Genomic DNA, 16,354 nt, shown 5'->3' with positions numbered 1-16,354 from the left:
GGTGCGCTCGCGCCCCTGGTCGCGTACGGTTGACGGCTGCCCAACGCACGTCAGAAAGGGGCCTCGGTGGCCGCGCAGGATGCCGCTGTCGATTCCTTGCGGGACCGGGAAATCGGTGTCGAGCAGGAACATCTGGAACGGGTTTACCACCGCCTGGAGGAGAAGATCCACGAGGCGGAATTTCTCATGCACGACGCCGCCCGCAAGGGACACGTGGGCACCCCCGGCGCACTCGCCGAACGGGACGCCCAGGTCTTCCGCGCCGGGGTCCACCTCAACCGACTGAACAGCGAGTTCGAGGACTTCCTCTTCGGACGGATCGACCTCCTGCACGGCAAGGACGGGGAGCGCGGCCCGGACGGCGCGTTCACCTCCGTCGAGCCGGCCGACGACGCCGTCCGCGAGGACGGATCCGCCGACATCGCGGAGACGCTGCACATCGGCCGGATCGGGGTGCTGGACTCCGACTACGCGCCGCTGGTCATCGACTGGCGCGCACCGGCCGCCGCGCCCTTCTACCGCTCCACCCCGAAGGAGCCCGGCCGGGTGGTGCGCCGCCGGGTCATCCGCTCCAAGGGCCGCAAGGTGCTCGGCGTCGAGGACGACCTGATGCGCCCCGAACTCACCGCCCGCCTCGGCGGGGAGAACCTCGCGGTGATCGGCGACGGCGCCCTGATGGCGGCGCTCGGGCAGGCCCGCAGCCACACCATGCGGGACATCGTCTCCTCCATCCAGGCCGAACAGGACCTGGTGATCCGGGCGCCCGCCGCCTCCGTCACCGAGGTCACCGGCGGCCCCGGCACCGGCAAGACGGCCGTCGCCCTGCACCGCGCCGCCTACCTCCTCTACCAGGACCGGCGGCGCTACTCGGGCGGCATCCTCATCGTCTCGCCGACCCCGCTGCTCGTCGCCTACACCGAGGGCGTGCTGCCCTCCCTCGGCGAGGAGGGCCAAGTCGCCATCCGGGCGGTCGGCTCCCTCTCCGAGGAGGCGGCCGGCGTGGAGGGCGCCACCACCTACGACGAGCCCGCGGTGGCCCGGATCAAGGGTTCCTCGCGGATGCTCCAGGTGCTGCGCAAGGCGGCACGCGGCGCCCTGGAGCAGCCTCAGGCCGCGGCGGCCGTCCCCGCGCCCCAGGAGGGGCAGCTCTCCTTCGGCGACGACGAGCCGGCCGCCGCGGGCCGCCCGGAGGTCCGCACGGACCTGCTGCGGGTGGTGGCGTTCGGCGCGCGCGTGGAGCTGGCGGCGGACGAGCTCAAGCGCATCCGGCACAACGCGCTCGGCGGCACCGCCCCCGTCAACCTGCTCCGTCCGCGTGCCCGCAAACTGCTGCTGGACGCCCTGTGGAGCAAGTCCTCGGGCCGGGGCCGCTACACCGACCCCGAGCTGGTCGCCGAACTCCGCTCCTCGTTCGACGAGGACGTCTCCACCGAGCGGCCGTTCCTGGAGTTCCTGGACGCCTGGTGGCCGGAGCTGACCCCGCGCCGGGTGCTGGCCGCGATGGCCGACGAGAGACGACTGGGCCGGTGGTCGCGGCGCATCCTCAACCAGGGCGAGACACGCCGGCTGGCCCGCTCCCTCAAGCGGCTCGGCCCGGACGGCTCCGGACCGCTGTCGGTGCACGACGTGGCGCTGCTGGACGAGCTCCAGGCGCTGCTCGGCACCCCGTTCCGGCCGAAGAAGAAGCGCGAGCTGGACCCGCTGGACCAGCTGACCGGGCTGGACGAGCTGATGCCGCAGCGCGAGGAGAGCAGGCGCGAGCGCGCCGAACGGCTGGCGGCCGAGCGCACCGAGTACGCGCACGTCATCGTCGACGAGGCGCAGGACCTGACGCCCATGCAGTGGCGGATGGTCGGCCGCCGCGGCCGGCACGCCACCTGGACGATCGTGGGCGACCCCGCGCAGTCCTCCTGGTCCGACCCGGACGAGGCGGCGGCCGCCCGCGACGAGGCGCTCGGCAACCGGCCGCGCCGCCGGTTCACCCTCACCGTCAACTACCGCAACCCGGCGGAGATCGCGGAGCTCGCGTCGAAGGTGCTGGCGCTGGCCATGCCGGGAGCCGACTCCCCGGCCGCCGTCCGCTCCACCGGGGTGGAGCCGCGGTTCGCCCCGGTCCGCGACGGCGACCTGGAGGAGACCGTCCGGGAGGAGGCGCGCCGCCTCCTCGCCGAGGTGGACGGCACGGTGGGCGTGGTCGTGGCGATGGAGCGCCGCGCCCAGGCCCGTGCGTGGCTGGCCGAACTGGGGGAGCGGGTGGTCGCCCTCGGCAGCCTGGAGGCCAAAGGACTGGAGTACGACGCGACGGTGGTCGTCTCGCCGGCGGAGATCGCCGACGAGTCCCCGGCCGGCCTCCGGGTGCTGTACGTCGCGCTGACCCGCGCCACGCAGCAGCTGACGGTCGTCTCGGCCAAGGGCGACCTGCCCGACGCGGCGGGGGTGCCGGACCTGCTGCGGGACTGAGCGGAGCCGCCCGGCGGGCGGCCTCCCGGAGGGGACCGGAGGAACGTTTTACGGTCAACCCGTCGCAGGGGAATCACTTCTCACGGGTGTTTGTTAGCCTGGTGTCGGCACCGGCTCGATCCAAGCCCCCGGGCCCAACCTTCGTCGCTACGAGCGACCTCTTGCCGCGAGGCGAGCATGGCGGGTCGGTGCCGCTCAACGTAAAAGACAGACCCGCGTCACCTGAGGGTGGCGCGGGTCTGTTCGTGTTTTCCTCGGACGCCTCCGCGCGTCCCCCCGCGGAGCCGTCCGTCATACGGAGGCGGGCCCGTGCCAGTCCGTTCCGTCGGCCGGAAAGGGTTCCCCCGGCGCGTTATTTTTCGTATGGTGGAAAAGATCTTCCGGAGAACGGCAGTCATTACCGGCTACCGGTCAGTAGGTGCGACCATCAGGTATCGCGACCGGGGCACGACGCCCGGCCGCGTGGCAATGAAGCTCGGAAAGCGAAGGACTCGGCCATGGCAACGGCGCCCAGCGTCTCGTACTCGATGACGGTCAGGCTGGAGGTGCCGGCGAGCGGCACCGCGGTCTCCCAGCTCACCACGGCCGTCGAGTCCTCCGGGGGCTCCGTCACGGGCCTCGACGTGACCGCGTCCGGCCACGAGAAGCTGCGGATCGACGTCACCATCGCGGCCTCCTCGACCAGCCATGCCGACGAGATCGTCGAAGGGCTGCGCGGGATCGAGGGCGTCGTCCTCGGCAAGGTCTCCGACCGCACCTTCCTGATGCACCTCGGCGGCAAGATCGAGATGGCGTCCAAGCACCCCATCCGCAACCGCGACGACCTCTCCATGGTCTACACGCCGGGCGTGGCCCGCGTCTGCATGGCCATCGCCGAGAACCCCGAGGACGCGCGCCGCCTCACCATCAAGCGCAACTCCGTCGCGGTCGTCACCGACGGTTCGGCCGTCCTCGGCCTGGGCAACATCGGCCCGATGGCCGCCCTGCCGGTCATGGAGGGCAAGGCCGCCCTGTTCAAGCGGTTCGCCGGCATCGACGCCTGGCCGATCTGCCTGGACACCCAGGACACCGACGCTATCGTCGAGATCGTCAAAGCCATCGCTCCCGGCTTCGCGGGCATCAACCTGGAGGACATCTCCGCGCCCCGCTGCTTCGAGATCGAGGCCCGCCTGCGCGAGGCCCTCGACATCCCCGTCTTCCACGACGACCAGCACGGCACCGCCATCGTCGTCCTGGCGGCGCTGACCAACGCGCTGCGTGTGGTGGGCAAGGGCATCGGCGACGTACGGGTCGTCATGTCCGGTGCGGGCGCGGCCGGCACCGCCATCCTGAAGCTGCTCATCGCCGCGGGCGTCAAGCACGCGGTCGTCGCCGACATCCACGGTGTGGTGCACGCGGGCCGCGAGGACCTGGTGGCCGCCGACCCCGACTCGCCGCTGCGCTGGATCGCCGACAACACCAACCCCGAGGGCGTCACGGGCACCCTCAAGCAGGCGGTGGTCGGCGCGGACGTCTTCATCGGCGTCTCCGCCCCGAACGTGCTGGACGGCGCCGACGTGGCCGCCATGGCGGACGGTGCGATCGTCTTCGCGCTCGCCAACCCGGACCCCGAGGTGGACCCGACGATCGCCCGCGAGACGGCGGCGGTCGTGGCCACCGGCCGCTCCGACTTCCCGAACCAGATCAACAACGTGCTGGTCTTCCCGGGTGTCTTCCGCGGTCTGCTGGACGCGCAGTCCCGCACCGTCAACACCGAGATGATGCTCGCCGCCGCGCGCGCCCTGGCGGACGTCGTCGCCGAGGACGAGGTCAACGCGAACTACATCATCCCGTCCGTCTTCAACGACAAGGTGGCCGGAGCGGTGGCCGGAGCCGTCCGGGCCGCCGCGAAGGCCGCCGGGCTCGCCGAGGCCACCCCCGTCGGCGAACTCTGACACCGCCCCCGCGGGCCCCGGACGGCCGCCGCCCGGAGCCCGCACGGGCCGTGCCGCCCGTCACCCGTGGACCCGTACGGCGCGTCGCGGGTCGCCGCGTCCCAAACGCACCTTTAGGGTGGGCGGGCAGCGGGCCTCTCGGGCGACAGCCCTCCGGGGCCCGGCATCCGCTGCGGACCGCTCGCGGAAGACGACGGAACGTCACCACGGGCACAGCGTGGCGCTTTCCGTGTGACTCCGAAGGGTTCCGGATTGGCTTTCCCGCCGCAGGTGGGGGCAGGATGCGTAATCGGGCGGGAGGGTCTGACATCAGACCCGGGTCCGGGGACTGTCAGAGGGCCCTGGCAGCATCGGCTTCGATCTCACGCCTCACAGGCAAGAAGAACACGGGAGTAACAACATGAACCGCAGTGAGCTGGTGGCCGCCCTGGCCGACCGTGCCGAGGTGACCCGCAAGGACGCCGACGCCGTGCTGGCCGCTCTCGCCGAGACCGTCGGTGAGATCGTCGCCAAGGGCGACGAGAAGGTCACCATCCCCGGCTTCCTGACCTTCGAGCGCACCCACCGTGCCGCTCGCACCGCGCGTAACCCGCAGACCGGCGACCCCATCAACATCCCGGCCGGCTACAGCGTGAAGGTCTCCGCGGGCTCCAAGCTCAAGGAAGCCGCCAAGGGCAAGTAAGGCTTGTAGGCGTTCCGAGGGGCGGCCATCCCGACCGGGTGGCCGCCCCTCGGCACGTCCGGAGCCGTCCGGGACGTGCCGAGGGCCCGCCCGGAAGGCCCCTGACGGTCCCGCGCCCTCAGGGGCCCCGCCCGGACCCGCCTGGGCGCCCGGCGCGCCCTCGGGCGCCCGGACACGCGAAGAGCCCGTACGCACGCGCGTACGGGCTCTTCGGGGCTCGCGGCCGCTCGGGGCCGCGCCGGGTCAGACCAGCGAACCGCCGGGCAGTTCGACCTTCGCGCCGAGTTTCTCCAGTTTCTCCATGAAGTTCTCGTAGCCGCGGTTGATCAGGCCGATGCCGTGCACCCGCGAGGTGCCCTGCGCGGCCAGTGCGGCGATCAGGTACGAGAAGCCGCCCCGCAGGTCCGGGATGACCAGGTCGGCGCCCTGGAGCTTGGTCGGGCCCGAGACCACCGCGGAGTGCAGGAAGTTGCGCTGGCCGAAGCGGCAGTCGGAACCGCCCAGGCACTCCCGGTAGAGCTGGATGTGCGCGCCCATCTGGTTGAGCGCCGAGGTGAAGCCGAGCCGCGACTCGTACACCGTCTCGTGCACGATCGACAGGCCGCTGGCCTGCGTCAGCGCCACGACCAGCGGCTGCTGCCAGTCGGTCTGGAAGCCGGGGTGCACGTCCGTCTCCAGGGCGATGGCGTTCAGCGGGCCGCCCGGGTGCCAGAAGCGGATGCCCTCGTCGTCGATCTCGAAGGCGCCGCCGACCCGGCGGAAGGTGTTCAGGAACGTCATCATCGAGCGCTGCTGCGCGCCGCGCACGTAGATGTTGCCCTCGGTCGCCAGCGCCGCGGACGCCCAGGAGGCCGCCTCCAGGCGGTCCGGGATCGCCCGGTGGGTGTAGCCGTCCAGCCGGTCGACACCGGTGATCCGGATCGTCCGGTCGGTGTCCATGGAGATGATCGCGCCCATCTTCTGCAGCACGCAGATCAGGTCCTCGATCTCCGGCTCCACGGCCGCGTTGGACAGCTCGGTGACGCCCTCGGCCAGCACGGCCGTCAGCAGCACCTGCTCGGTGGAGCCCACCGACGGGTACGGCAGCCGGATCTTGGTGCCCCGCAGCCGCTGCGGGGCCTCCAGGTACTGGCCGTCGGCCCGCTTCTCGATCGTCGCCCCGAAGCGGCGCAGCACGTCGAAGTGGAAGTCGATGGGCCGGCCGCCGATGTCGCAGCCGCCGAGGCCCGGGATGAACGCGTGGCCCAGCCGGTGCAGCAGCGGGCCGCAGAAGAGGATCGGGATGCGGGACGAGCCCGCGTGGGCGTCGATGTCCGCGACGTTGGCGCTCTCGACGTGCGTCGGGTCGAGGATCAGCTCGCCGGGCTCGTCGCCGGGCCGGACCGTCACCCCGTGCAGTTGGAGCAGCCCGCGGACGACCCGCACGTCACGGATGTCGGGCACGTTGCGCAGCCGGCTCGGGCCGCTGCCGAGCAGCGCGGCGACCATCGCCTTCGGCACCAGGTTCTTGGCGCCTCGGACGCGGATCTCGCCCTCCAGCGGGGTTCCGCCGTGGACAAGCAGGACATCGTCTGTGCCGGTCATGGATCTCGCGTTCCGGAGTGGTCGGTCGGGGGGCCAACGAAAAGGGTAATGGCCTCCTGCCCCCCGTTCCGCAGGCGTAGCCGCGCATCCGGACGGCAGAATCACGCCACGGCACATGCTGCTCCCGGAAGGTCACTGAGAGTGATCGAGGTGCGGGCCGCCGCGGGGTGCGCTCCCCGTGCTTCCGTGCGCCCTGAGCTGCGCGGCACGGCCCCCGGTCCCGGCTCGGCCACTCGGGCACCACGCACGCCCCGGATGCGGGATCATCTCTGCCATGACCGAGGTGTCGTCTCTCACAGGGCGGTTGCTCGTCGCGACCCCCGCCCTCGCGGACCCGAATTTCGACCGGACCGTGGTGCTGCTCCTCGACCACGACGAGGAGGGCTCGCTCGGCGTGGTCCTGAACCGCCCCACGCTCGTGGAGGTCGGCGAGATCCTCGCGCCGTGGGCCGGCCTCGCCGGAGAGCCCGACGTGGTCTTCCAGGGCGGCCCGGTCTCCCTCGACTCGGCGCTCGGCGTCGCCGTGATCCCCGGCGACGACGGGCCGCTCGGCTGGCGCCGGGTGCACGGCGCGATCGGTCTGGTCGACCTGGACACCCCTCCCCAGCTCCTCGCCGCCACCCTCGGATCGCTGCGGATCTTCGCCGGATACGCGGGCTGGGGGCCCGGTCAGCTGGAGACGGAATTGACCGACGGGGCCTGGTACGTGGTGGACTCCGAGCCCGGCGACGTCTCCGCGCCCCGCCCGGAGAAGCTCTGGCGGGCGGTCCTGCGCCGCCAGCGCAGCCAACTCGCCATGATCGCCTCGTATCCGGACGACCCTTCGCTCAACTGACGGCCGCGGCTTTCAGTACCCTTGGCGGTCATGAGCACTCTTGAGCCCGAACGCGGGGCAGGTACGGGGACCCTCGTAGAACCGACGCCGCAGGTGTCGAACGGTGACGGCGACCACGAGCGCTACGCCCATTACGTCCAGAAGGACAAGATCATGGCGAGCGCCCTGGAGGGCACCCCCGTGGTCGCCCTGTGCGGAAAGGTCTGGGTGCCGGGGCGCGACCCCAAGAAGTACCCGGTCTGTCCGATGTGCAAGGAGATCTACGAGTCCATGGGCGCCGGCGGCGACAAGGGCAAGGGCGGCAAGGACGGCAACGGCAAGGACGGAAAGTAGCGTCCCTGCGGTCCAGGTCTCCGGCCCCCCGGAGCGCGGCACGTCCGCGCCCCGAGGGGCCGTGGTGTCTCCGGGGCCGTCGGCCGGTCGGCGCTTCGGCCCTTCGGCGCACCCCGGAGGCGGGAGCGGGAGGCGTGGCCCGGGGCACGACCCGGAGGAGAGCGCCGGTCGGCTCCGTGGCAGCCTCGTACGGACGGTCCCCGTCCCGGTGGGCCGCAGGGCCCGTCCGCCGTGCGCGGGCGGCCCGCACGCGTAGCCACTCGTACAGCCGCGCCCCGATCTCGCACGCCCGGCGCGGCGGTGAAGGACGACGTATGGACATGGACCTGATCCCGGCACCCTCGCGCGTCGTCGGCGGCGACGGCGCGCGGCCCGGTTTTGTTCCGGGCCCGGACACCACCCTCGCGGCGGTCCCCGGAACCGAGGACACCGGCCGCTGGCTGCGGGACGCCCTCGGCGGCGCGTACGGGCTGTCGCTCGCACCGGGCGAGGAGGGGCCGGACAGCATCGCCCTGCGCGTCGACCCGGAGCTGCCGCCCGAGGGCTACCGGCTCTCCGTCGCCCCCGAGCACGGCGTCCGGATCACCGGGGGCAGCGCCGCCGGGGTCTTCCGGGGCGCCCAGACGCTCCGTCAGCTGCTCGGCCCCCAGGCGTTCCGCCGGGCCCCGCTGCCGGGCGTTCGGCCGTCCGTGCCCGCCGTCGAGATCGAGGACGCGCCCCGCTTCGCCTGGCGCGGCATGATGCTCGACGTCGTCCGCCACTTCCTGCCCAAGGACGACGTGCTGCGCCAGCTGGACCTGCTGGCCGCGCACAAGCTGAACGTCTTCCACTTCCACCTCTCCGACGACCAGGGGTGGCGCGTCGAGATCCGGCGCCACCCCCGGCTCACCGAGGTGGGCGGCTGGCGGCCCCGTACCAAGTACGGGCACCGGGCGTCGGAGTTGTGGGACGAGACCCCGCACGGCGGCTTCTACACCCAGGACGACATCCGCGAGATCGTCGCGTACGCCGCCGCCCGGCACATCACCGTCGTCCCCGAGATCGACATCCCCGGCCACTCGCAGGCCGCCATCGCCGCCTACCCCGAGCTCGGCAACACCGACGTGGTGGACACCGCCGCGCTCACCCCCTGGGACGACTGGGGCGTCAACCCCAACGTGCTGGCCCCCACGGAGACCGTCCTGCGGTTCTACGAGGGCGTCTTCGAGGAGATCCTCGACCTCTTCCCGGCCTCCGTCTCGCCGTTCGTCCACGTCGGCGGTGACGAGTGCCCCAAGGACCAGTGGAAGGCGTCCCCCGCCGCGCAGGCCCGCGTCGCCGAACTCGGCCTGGCCGACGAGGACGAGCTGCAGTCCTGGTTCATCCGCCACTTCGACCGCTGGCTCACCGCACGGGGCCGCCGCCTCATCGGCTGGGACGAGATCCTCGAAGGCGGCCTGCCCGAGGGCGCGGCGGTCTCCTCCTGGCGCGGCTACGCGGGCGGCGTCGCGGCGGCCGAGGCCGGCCACGACGTCGTGATGTGCCCGGAGCAGTTCGTGTACCTGGACCACCGTCAGGACGGCGGCCCGGACGAGCCCATGCCCATCGGCTACGTCCGCACCCTGGAGGACGTCTACCGTTTCGAACCCGTCCCGCCGGGCCTGTCGCCCGAGGCCGCCTCGCACATCCTCGGGGCGCAGGCCAACGCCTGGACCGAGGTCATGCAGAACCGGTCCCGCGTCGACTACCAGGTCTTCCCCCGGCTCGCCGCCCTCGCGGAGGTCGCCTGGTCCGCGCTGCCCGCGCCCGCCGACCGCGACTACGCCGACTTCGAGCGCCGGATGACCGCGCACTACGCCCGGCTCGACGCGCTCGGCGTCGACTACCGCCCGCCGGGCGGCCCGTTGCCGCGCCAGCGCCGGCCCGGTGTGCTCGGCCGCCCGATCGAAGGACCGCCCCCGATCGTGTGATCCGCGGACCTGGTGCGCGGGCGCGGCACCGTTCTGCACACCCCGGTCCGGGCCGTCCCCCTGCCCGTCTCCCGGCCCGGCGGGGGCCGTTGGGCCAGTGCGCCGAAAGGGGCGAATAGGCAGGAACCGCCCGGCAGGGGCGGGATGCGTCCTTCGTGGACCCTCGCGTCGGGTGTCCCGCCGGATGTGCCAGAGTTGCCACGTCCGGGCCGTGAGCACGTACCGTACGGCGGAACGGGCCGGACCGCCGGGACACCGGGAAGGGGCAGCTGGGTTGACCACGCACGTACCGCAGGCGACGCAGCCGGTGACACTGCCGGCCTCGCTGGACGAGGCCGTGGCGGCGCTGTCCGCCATGCCCGCCGCCGTTCCGGTGGCCGGCGGCACGGACCTGATGGCGGCCGTCAACCAGGGACTTCTCCGCCCCTCCGGGCTGGTCGGCCTGGGCCGCATCAGCGAACTGCGGGGCTGGCACTACCAGGACGGACACGCGCTGCTCGGCGCCGGTCTCACCCACGCCCGCATGGGGCGCCCCGACTTCGCCGCGCTCATCCCCGCCCTGGCCGCCTCCGCCCGCGCCGCCGGCCCGCCGCAGATCCGCAACGCCGGAACCCTCGGCGGCAACATCGCCTCCGCCGCCCCCACCGGGGACACGCTGCCCGTTCTCGCCGCGCTGGAGGCCGAGCTGGTCGTGGCCGGCACCGAGGGCCGGCGCCGCGAGGTCCCCGTCTCCCACCTGCTGGCGGGCCGGGAGATGCTGGAACCCGCCGAACTGATCGCCTTCGTACGCGTCCCGCTGCTGCACGCCCCGCAGGTGTTCCTCAAGGCCACCGGACGCACCGGCCCCGGCCGGGCCACGGCGTCCGTCGCGATCGTGCTGGACCCGGCCCGGCGCGGCGTGCGCTGCGCGGTCGGCGCCATCGCCCCGATGCCGCTGCGCCCGCTGGAGGCCGAGCAGTGGATCGCCTCGCTGATCGACTGGGACGGCGCCCGCGGCCTCGCGCCCGACGCGCTGGCCGCGTTCGGCGAGTACGTGGCCGCGGCCTGCGTCCCCGACCCGCTACCTTCGGCCGAGGGGGAGGCGGCGCCACCGCTGCCCCCGGCCGTGATGCATCTGCGGCGCACCGTCGCCGCGCTGGCCCGACGCGCGCTGGGGAGGGCACTGTCGTGACCAACGAGGAATTCCCCGAGCGGCAGGGGCAGTACGGAGACTCCGACGAGTCCGACCCGCGCTACGGCGCGTGGCAGCCGACCCCGCAGGGCGGCGAGTACGACGCCGACGCGACCGCCTTCGTACACCTTTCGCCGGAGGACCTGGCCGACGCCCCGCTGGCCGCGCCCGGCCACGGCTTCGTCCCGCCGATGATCCTGCCGCTGACCCCCGCGGCCGGCCTCGACCCGTCCGCGACGGGCGGCTGGGTGGTCCGCACCCAGGAGCCCCGGGACCGCTACCCGGAGCAGGGCGACGCGGGTCAGGGACACGCGGGTCAGGGACAGCAGCAGGATCAGGGATACCCGGATCAGCGTCAGGGCCACCCGGGCGAGGGTCAGGGCCACCCGGACCAGGATCAGGGCCGTGCGGGCCGGGAGCGGGCCGGGGACGAGGTGCACTGGCCCGACCCGAACCGGCAGGACCCCTACGGGGCGTACCCGCAGTACGGACAGTCCGGCGCCGACACCGCGCAGTGGCACTTCACCGACGTCCCGCGCGACGACGACGCGCGCCACGACGCCCCGTACGGGAACACCCCGTACACCAACGCCCCTTACGGGGAGGCGGCGTACGGCGACCCGTCATACCGCGGAGAGACCGCGCGCGACGGGGCCCGGCACCAGGACGGCCGGTACGACGAACCCCGGTACGACGACCGCCCGTACGAGGAGCCCCGGCACGAGGACCGCCCGTACGAGGAGCCCCGGCACGAGGACGGGCACGACGAGCCCCGGCACGAGGACGGGCCTCACGAGGGGCCGCGGTACGACGACGGCCGGGAGACCGGTGTGGCGGGCGTCGGCGCGGTCACGCCGACGTACGCCGGATATCCGCAGGAGACCGGCGACTGGCCGGAGGCCTCGTCCCAGGACGCCGGGGCCAGGCCGTGGCACCCGGAGAACGCCGCCGAAGAGTGGCAGGGGGCGCAGGACGGAACGGCCGCCCCGTTGCGTGCGGAGGCGGCCGCCGGGCACACCGGCCAGTGGACCATCCCGGTCGCCGACGGCGATCTGCCCGACGAATCCGGCGAATACGCGGCCCCGGCCGCCGCGCCCCAGTGGTACACCGGCGCGACGCCCCCGGCCACGCTGCCGGGCGGTGCCGCGGCGCCGTGGGCGACGCAGCGGTTCGCCGAGCCCCGGCAGCCCGCGCCCGGCCCCGTCCACCCGGGACCGGACCCCCAGGACGCCCGGGAGACGCGGTCGGGGTTCCCGTACGGGGCCGGCGGATTCCACCCGGACGGGGAACCCGAGGGACCGGACGCCGAGTTCCGGCAGGCCGACCTGCGCCAGGAGGACCTGCGCCAGGGCGACCCCCGGTTCGACGTCGGCGCGGAGGCACACCCGGCCGAGGACGCCGCGGCCGACGAGCGGCCCGGCTCCGGGCCGGCCGGCCGAGCGGAGGCCGAGGACGGCTTCGCGGCGGCGGACGGTTCGGCGGGTGCGGCCGACGGTTTCACGGGTGCGGCCGAGGGCGCCTACGTCAACGACCAGAGCGACCCCTACGGGCAGGACCGGAGCCACGACCGGCCGGACCGGAGCTACGACCCGTCGGGCCAGGCCGACGCGGCATACGGCGGCCCCGAGACCGGTCCCGAAGACGCCCACGGCGCCGACCCTGAGGCCCGCCACGAAGGTGTAGGGGACCCGGCCCCCGAAACGGATCCCCGCGGCGAGGGTGTCCCCGACAGGGACGTCCCCGACACGGATGTCCCCGACGCGGATGCCCGCCCCGTCGCCGCGGCGGAGCCCGGTCCGGCGGCCGAGCACCCGGCCCCCGACGCGTACGACCCGGCCTCCGACACCGACCCCGCGGCCGGCCCGCAAGGCCCCGCCGCGGACCTGGAGTACGGCCCCGAGCCGGAGTCCCACGAGTCGGCCGAGCGCCACGGGCCGCACGAGCACTCCGGGCCGCATGCGCCGGTGGACGCCGACCGGGAAACGGATCAGGACGCCGAACCGGGCGCGGAGCCGGGCGCGGAGCCTGGCCCGGAGCCGGAGGGCGCTGCGGACGACGTGCCGGACCTCGGCGAGGTGCCCGACCCCGGCGACCTGCCGGACGAGGAGTCCGGCCCCGACGCGCTCCACCCGGACGCGCTCCACCCCGACGCGCTCCGCCCGGACACCCCGCACCCGGACGCGCCGCAGCCCGTCACCGGGCCCGACGCGGTGCCCCACGAGGACCCCGCGCCGCCGCTCCTGCCGAGCGAACACCCGTCCGTCTCCTACGTCCTGCACGTCAACGGCGCGGACCGCCCGGTGAGCGACGCCTGGATCGGGGAGTCCCTGCTCTACGTGCTCCGCGAGCGGCTCGGTCTGGCCGGCGCCAAGGACGGCTGCTCGCAGGGCGAGTGCGGCGCCTGCAACGTCCAGGTCGACGGCCGGCTCGTCGCCTCCTGCCTGGTCCCCGCGGCCACCGCGGCGGGGAGCGAGGTGCGCACCGTCGAGGGCCTGGCCGTGGACGGCGAACCCTCCGACGTGCAGCGGGCGCTCGCCGCGTGCGGGGCGGTGCAGTGCGGGTTCTGCATCCCCGGCATGGCCATGACCGTGCACGACCTGCTGGAGGGCAACCACGCCCCCAGCGAACTCCAGACCCGGCAGGCGCTCAGCGGCAACCTCTGCCGGTGCAGCGGTTACCGGGGCGTGCTGGACGCCGTCCGCGACGTCGTCGCCGGCCGCGCGGCGAGCGCGGAGGCGGCGTCCGCGGCCGACGAGCACGAGGCGCACGTCCCGCACCAGGCGGACCCGGACGGGAGCGGCGCCGCGGCGCCCGCCGGACCGTCCGACGGGGACGCCCGGTGAGCCCCGCCGCCCGCACCTGCGACACCGCGTACCCGGCCCGATTCCGTACCCCAGAGGTCACCCTCCGCGGCCGCTCCGGCCCGGCGTACGACAAGGAGGAGGCGGCGTGAGCGACGCAGCCACCGCGGCCCGCCCCGCTCCCGGCCCCCGTCCCGGCACCGCCGGGCGGCCGGGCGCCGACCAGGAGCCGCCCGCACACGGGCTCGGCGCCTCACTGCCGCACGCCGACGCCCGCGCCAAGACGGAGGGCACCTTCCCCTACGCGGCCGACCTCTGGGCGGAAGGGCTGCTCTGGGCCGCCGTCCTGCGGTCCCCGCACCCGCACGCCCGGATCGTCTCGATCGACACGACCGCCGCCCGGGAGATGCCCGGCGTGCGCGCCGTCGTCACCCACGAGGACATTCCGGGGGAGCGGCTGTACGGACGGCGGGTCGCCGACCGCCCGGTCTTCGCCTCCGAGCTGGTGCGCCACCACGGGGAGCCAATCGCGGCGGTCGCCGCCGACCACCCCGACACCGCCCGGCTCGCCGCCGCGGCGATCGCCGTCGAGTACGAGGTGCTGGAGCCGGTCACCGACCCGGAGAAGGCGTTCGCCGCCGACCCGCTGCACCCCGACGGCAACCTGGTGCGCCACATCCCCCTGCGGTACGGCGACCCGGACGCCACCGGCGAGATCGTCGTCGACGGGCTGTACCGCATCGGCCGTCAGGACCCGGCTCCCATCGGCGCCGAGGCCGCACTCGCCGTGCCGCGCCCGGACGGCGGCGTCGAGCTGTACACCGCCTCCACCGACCCGCACGCCGACCGCGACCTGGCCGCCGCCTGCTACGGACTGGAACCCGAACGCGTCCGGATCGTCGTCACCGGGGTGCCCGGCGCGACCGGCGACCGCGAGGACCCCGGATTCCAGATCCCGCTCGGCCTGCTGGCGCTGCGCACCGGCTGCCCGGTCAAGCTGGCCGCCACCCGCGAGGAGTCCTTCCTCGGCCACGGCCACCGCCACCCGACCCTGCTGCGCTACCGCCACCACGCGGACGCCGAGGGCCGACTGGTCAAGGTCGAGGCGCAGATCCTGCTGGACGCGGGCGCCTACGCCGACTCCTCCTCCGAATCCCTCGCCGCCGCCGTCGCGTTCGCCTGCGGCCCCTACGTCGTCCCGCACGCCTTCATCGAAGGATGGGCGGTGCGCACCAACAACCCGCCGTCCGGCCATGTGCGCGGCGAAGGCGCGATGCAGGTCTGCGCCGCGTACGAGGGCCAGATGGACAAGCTGGCGGCCCGGCTCGGCATCGACGCCGCCGAGATCCGGCTCCGCAACACCCTCTCCACGGGCGACATCCTGCCCACCGGGCAGACGGTGACGTGCCCGGCACCCGTCACCGAACTCCTGGAAGCGGTCAAGGACTTCCCGCTTCCCGCGCTGCCCAAGGACACCCCCGAGCAGGACTGGCTGCTGCCCGGCGGACTGGAGGGCGCGGGCGAACCGGGTGCGGTGCGCCGCGGGGTCGGGTACGCCCTCGGCATGGTCCACATGCTCGGCGCGGAAGGCGCGGACGAGGTCTCCACGGCCACCGTCCGGGTCCACGACGGCGCCGCCACCGTCATCTGCGCCGCCGTCGAGACCGGCCAGGGCTTCGCCACGCTGGCCCGGCAGATCGTCCAGGAGACCCTGGGCGTCGAGGACGTCACCGTGGCCCCCGTCGACACCGACCAGCCCCCGGCGGGCCCGGCCACCCACGGCCGCCACACCTGGGTCTCCGGCGGTGCGGTCGAACGCGCGGCGAAGATGGTGCGCACCCAGCTCCTCCAGCCGCTGGCCCACAAGTTCGGCATGTCCACCGAACTCCTCCAGATCGCCGACGGCAAGATCACCTCGTACGACGGCGTGCTGTCCACCACGGTCACCGAGGCGATGGACGGCAAGGAACTCTGGGCCACCGCCCAGTGCCGCCCGCACCCCACCGAGCCGCTCGACGAGGCCGGCCAGGGGGACGCCTTCGTCGGCCTCGCCTTCTGCGCGGTCCGCGCGGTGGTCGACGTCGACATCGAGCTCGGCTCGGTCCGGGTGGTCGAGATGGCGGTCGCCCAGGACGTCGGCCGGGTGCTCAACCCGGCCCAGCTCGCCACCCGTATCGAGGCGGGCGTCACCCAGGGCATCGGCGCGGCGCTCACCGAGAACCTGCGCACCGCGCGCGGCATCGTCCGCCACCCCGACTTCACCGGCTACGCGCTGCCGACCTCGCTGGACGCCCCGGACATTCGCATCGTGAAACTCGTCGAGGAACGCGACGTCGTCGCGCCCTTCGGCGCCAAGGCGGTCTCGGCGGTCCCCGTCGTCACCTCACCGGCCGCGGTGGCCGCCGCGGTGCGCGCCGCGACCGGACGCCCCGTCAACCGGCTTCCCGTACGGCCCCAGCAGGCGGTGGCGATCCCCAAGTCCTGAACGCCGCAACGGATGTGACCCGGGTTGCAGATGCAACCCGGGGGTACTGGTTGTCGGTGCCCCTCGCTAGAGTGGTTCACCAGAGCTTTGAGTCAGCTGTAGACGTTGTGCACGCTGTAC

The 16,354-nt window shown here is 74.0% G+C and carries 10 protein-coding genes; 9 read left to right on the top strand and 1 reads right to left on the bottom strand.

The window, feature by feature from the left end:
* Nucleotides 1-66: 66 nt before the first annotated feature.
* The 3 genes from Q0994_RS01960 (at nt 67) to Q0994_RS01950 (ending at nt 5,076) form a co-directional block, all read left to right on the top strand.
* Complete coding sequence (locus Q0994_RS01960; RefSeq protein WP_299528022.1) at nt 67-2,460, top strand: UvrD-helicase domain-containing protein; 2,394 nt, start codon at nt 67-69, stop codon at nt 2,458-2,460.
* Between the two features lie 497 nt (nt 2,461-2,957).
* A complete protein-coding gene (locus Q0994_RS01955; RefSeq protein ID WP_299528020.1) occupies nt 2,958-4,394 on the top strand; it encodes an NAD-dependent malic enzyme in 1,437 nt (478 codons plus the stop codon).
* Nucleotides 4,395-4,794: 400 nt separating this feature from the next.
* Nucleotides 4,795-5,076, top strand: a complete 282-nt coding sequence (locus Q0994_RS01950) for an HU family DNA-binding protein (protein ID WP_003968811.1) — start codon at nt 4,795-4,797, stop codon at nt 5,074-5,076.
* 243 nt (nt 5,077-5,319) lie between these two features.
* Here the strand turns inward: Q0994_RS01950 and murA are convergent, their stop codons facing one another.
* Nucleotides 5,320-6,660 carry a UDP-N-acetylglucosamine 1-carboxyvinyltransferase gene (gene murA, locus Q0994_RS01945; RefSeq protein WP_299527951.1) on the bottom strand — a complete coding sequence of 447 codons (1,341 nt, stop codon included), beginning with the start codon at nt 6,658-6,660 and terminating at the stop codon, nt 5,320-5,322.
* Between the two features lie 274 nt (nt 6,661-6,934).
* On the opposite strand from murA, the gene Q0994_RS01940 reads away from it, so the two are divergent.
* The 6 genes from Q0994_RS01940 (at nt 6,935) to Q0994_RS01915 (ending at nt 16,234) form a co-directional block, all read left to right on the top strand.
* On the top strand, nt 6,935-7,495 hold the full coding sequence (locus Q0994_RS01940) for a YqgE/AlgH family protein (RefSeq protein WP_299527949.1): 561 nt from the start codon (nt 6,935-6,937) through the stop codon (nt 7,493-7,495).
* Nucleotides 7,496-7,525: 30 nt separating this feature from the next.
* Complete coding sequence (locus tag Q0994_RS01935) at nt 7,526-7,828, top strand: DUF3039 domain-containing protein (RefSeq protein WP_299527947.1); 303 nt, start codon at nt 7,526-7,528, stop codon at nt 7,826-7,828.
* A 314-nt stretch (nt 7,829-8,142) separates the two neighbouring features.
* The gene (locus Q0994_RS01930; protein ID WP_299527945.1) at nt 8,143-9,777 is read left to right on the top strand and encodes a beta-N-acetylhexosaminidase; all 1,635 of its coding nucleotides are present in this window, start codon (nt 8,143-8,145) and stop codon (nt 9,775-9,777) included.
* A gap of 274 nt (nt 9,778-10,051) precedes the next feature.
* Nucleotides 10,052-10,948: a xanthine dehydrogenase family protein subunit M gene (locus Q0994_RS01925; protein WP_299527943.1), complete on the top strand. Its 897-nt coding sequence runs from the start codon at nt 10,052-10,054 to the stop codon at nt 10,946-10,948.
* Nucleotides 10,945-13,791, top strand: coding sequence for a 2Fe-2S iron-sulfur cluster-binding protein (locus Q0994_RS01920; protein WP_299527941.1), 2,847 nt, complete (start codon nt 10,945-10,947; stop codon nt 13,789-13,791). Before Q0994_RS01925 ends, Q0994_RS01920 begins: the two co-directional genes overlap by 4 nt.
* Before the next feature lie 106 nt (nt 13,792-13,897).
* On the top strand, nt 13,898-16,234 hold the full coding sequence (locus Q0994_RS01915) for a xanthine dehydrogenase family protein molybdopterin-binding subunit (protein WP_299527939.1): 2,337 nt from the start codon (nt 13,898-13,900) through the stop codon (nt 16,232-16,234).
* Nucleotides 16,235-16,354 lie beyond the last annotated feature (120 nt).

Origin of the sequence: uncultured Streptomyces sp., from assembly GCF_947488945.1 — a bacterium.
Lineage (GTDB): Bacteria > Actinomycetota > Actinomycetes > Streptomycetales > Streptomycetaceae > Streptomyces.
This window is presented reverse-complemented; position numbering and strand designations above follow the sequence as displayed.

Coding starts and splice junctions, on each gene's coding strand:
- Q0994_RS01955 (WP_299528020.1), top strand. CDS start 2,958: ATGGCAACGGCGCCCAGCGTCTCGTACTCGATGACGGTCAGGCTGGAG.
- Q0994_RS01950 (WP_003968811.1), top strand. CDS start 4,795: ATGAACCGCAGTGAGCTGGTGGCCGCCCTGGCCGACCGTGCCGAGGTG.
- murA (WP_299527951.1), bottom strand. CDS start 6,660: ATGACCGGCACAGACGATGTCCTGCTTGTCCACGGCGGAACCCCGCTG.
- Q0994_RS01940 (WP_299527949.1), top strand. CDS start 6,935: ATGACCGAGGTGTCGTCTCTCACAGGGCGGTTGCTCGTCGCGACCCCC.
- Q0994_RS01935 (WP_299527947.1), top strand. CDS start 7,526: ATGAGCACTCTTGAGCCCGAACGCGGGGCAGGTACGGGGACCCTCGTA.
- Q0994_RS01930 (WP_299527945.1), top strand. CDS start 8,143: ATGGACATGGACCTGATCCCGGCACCCTCGCGCGTCGTCGGCGGCGAC.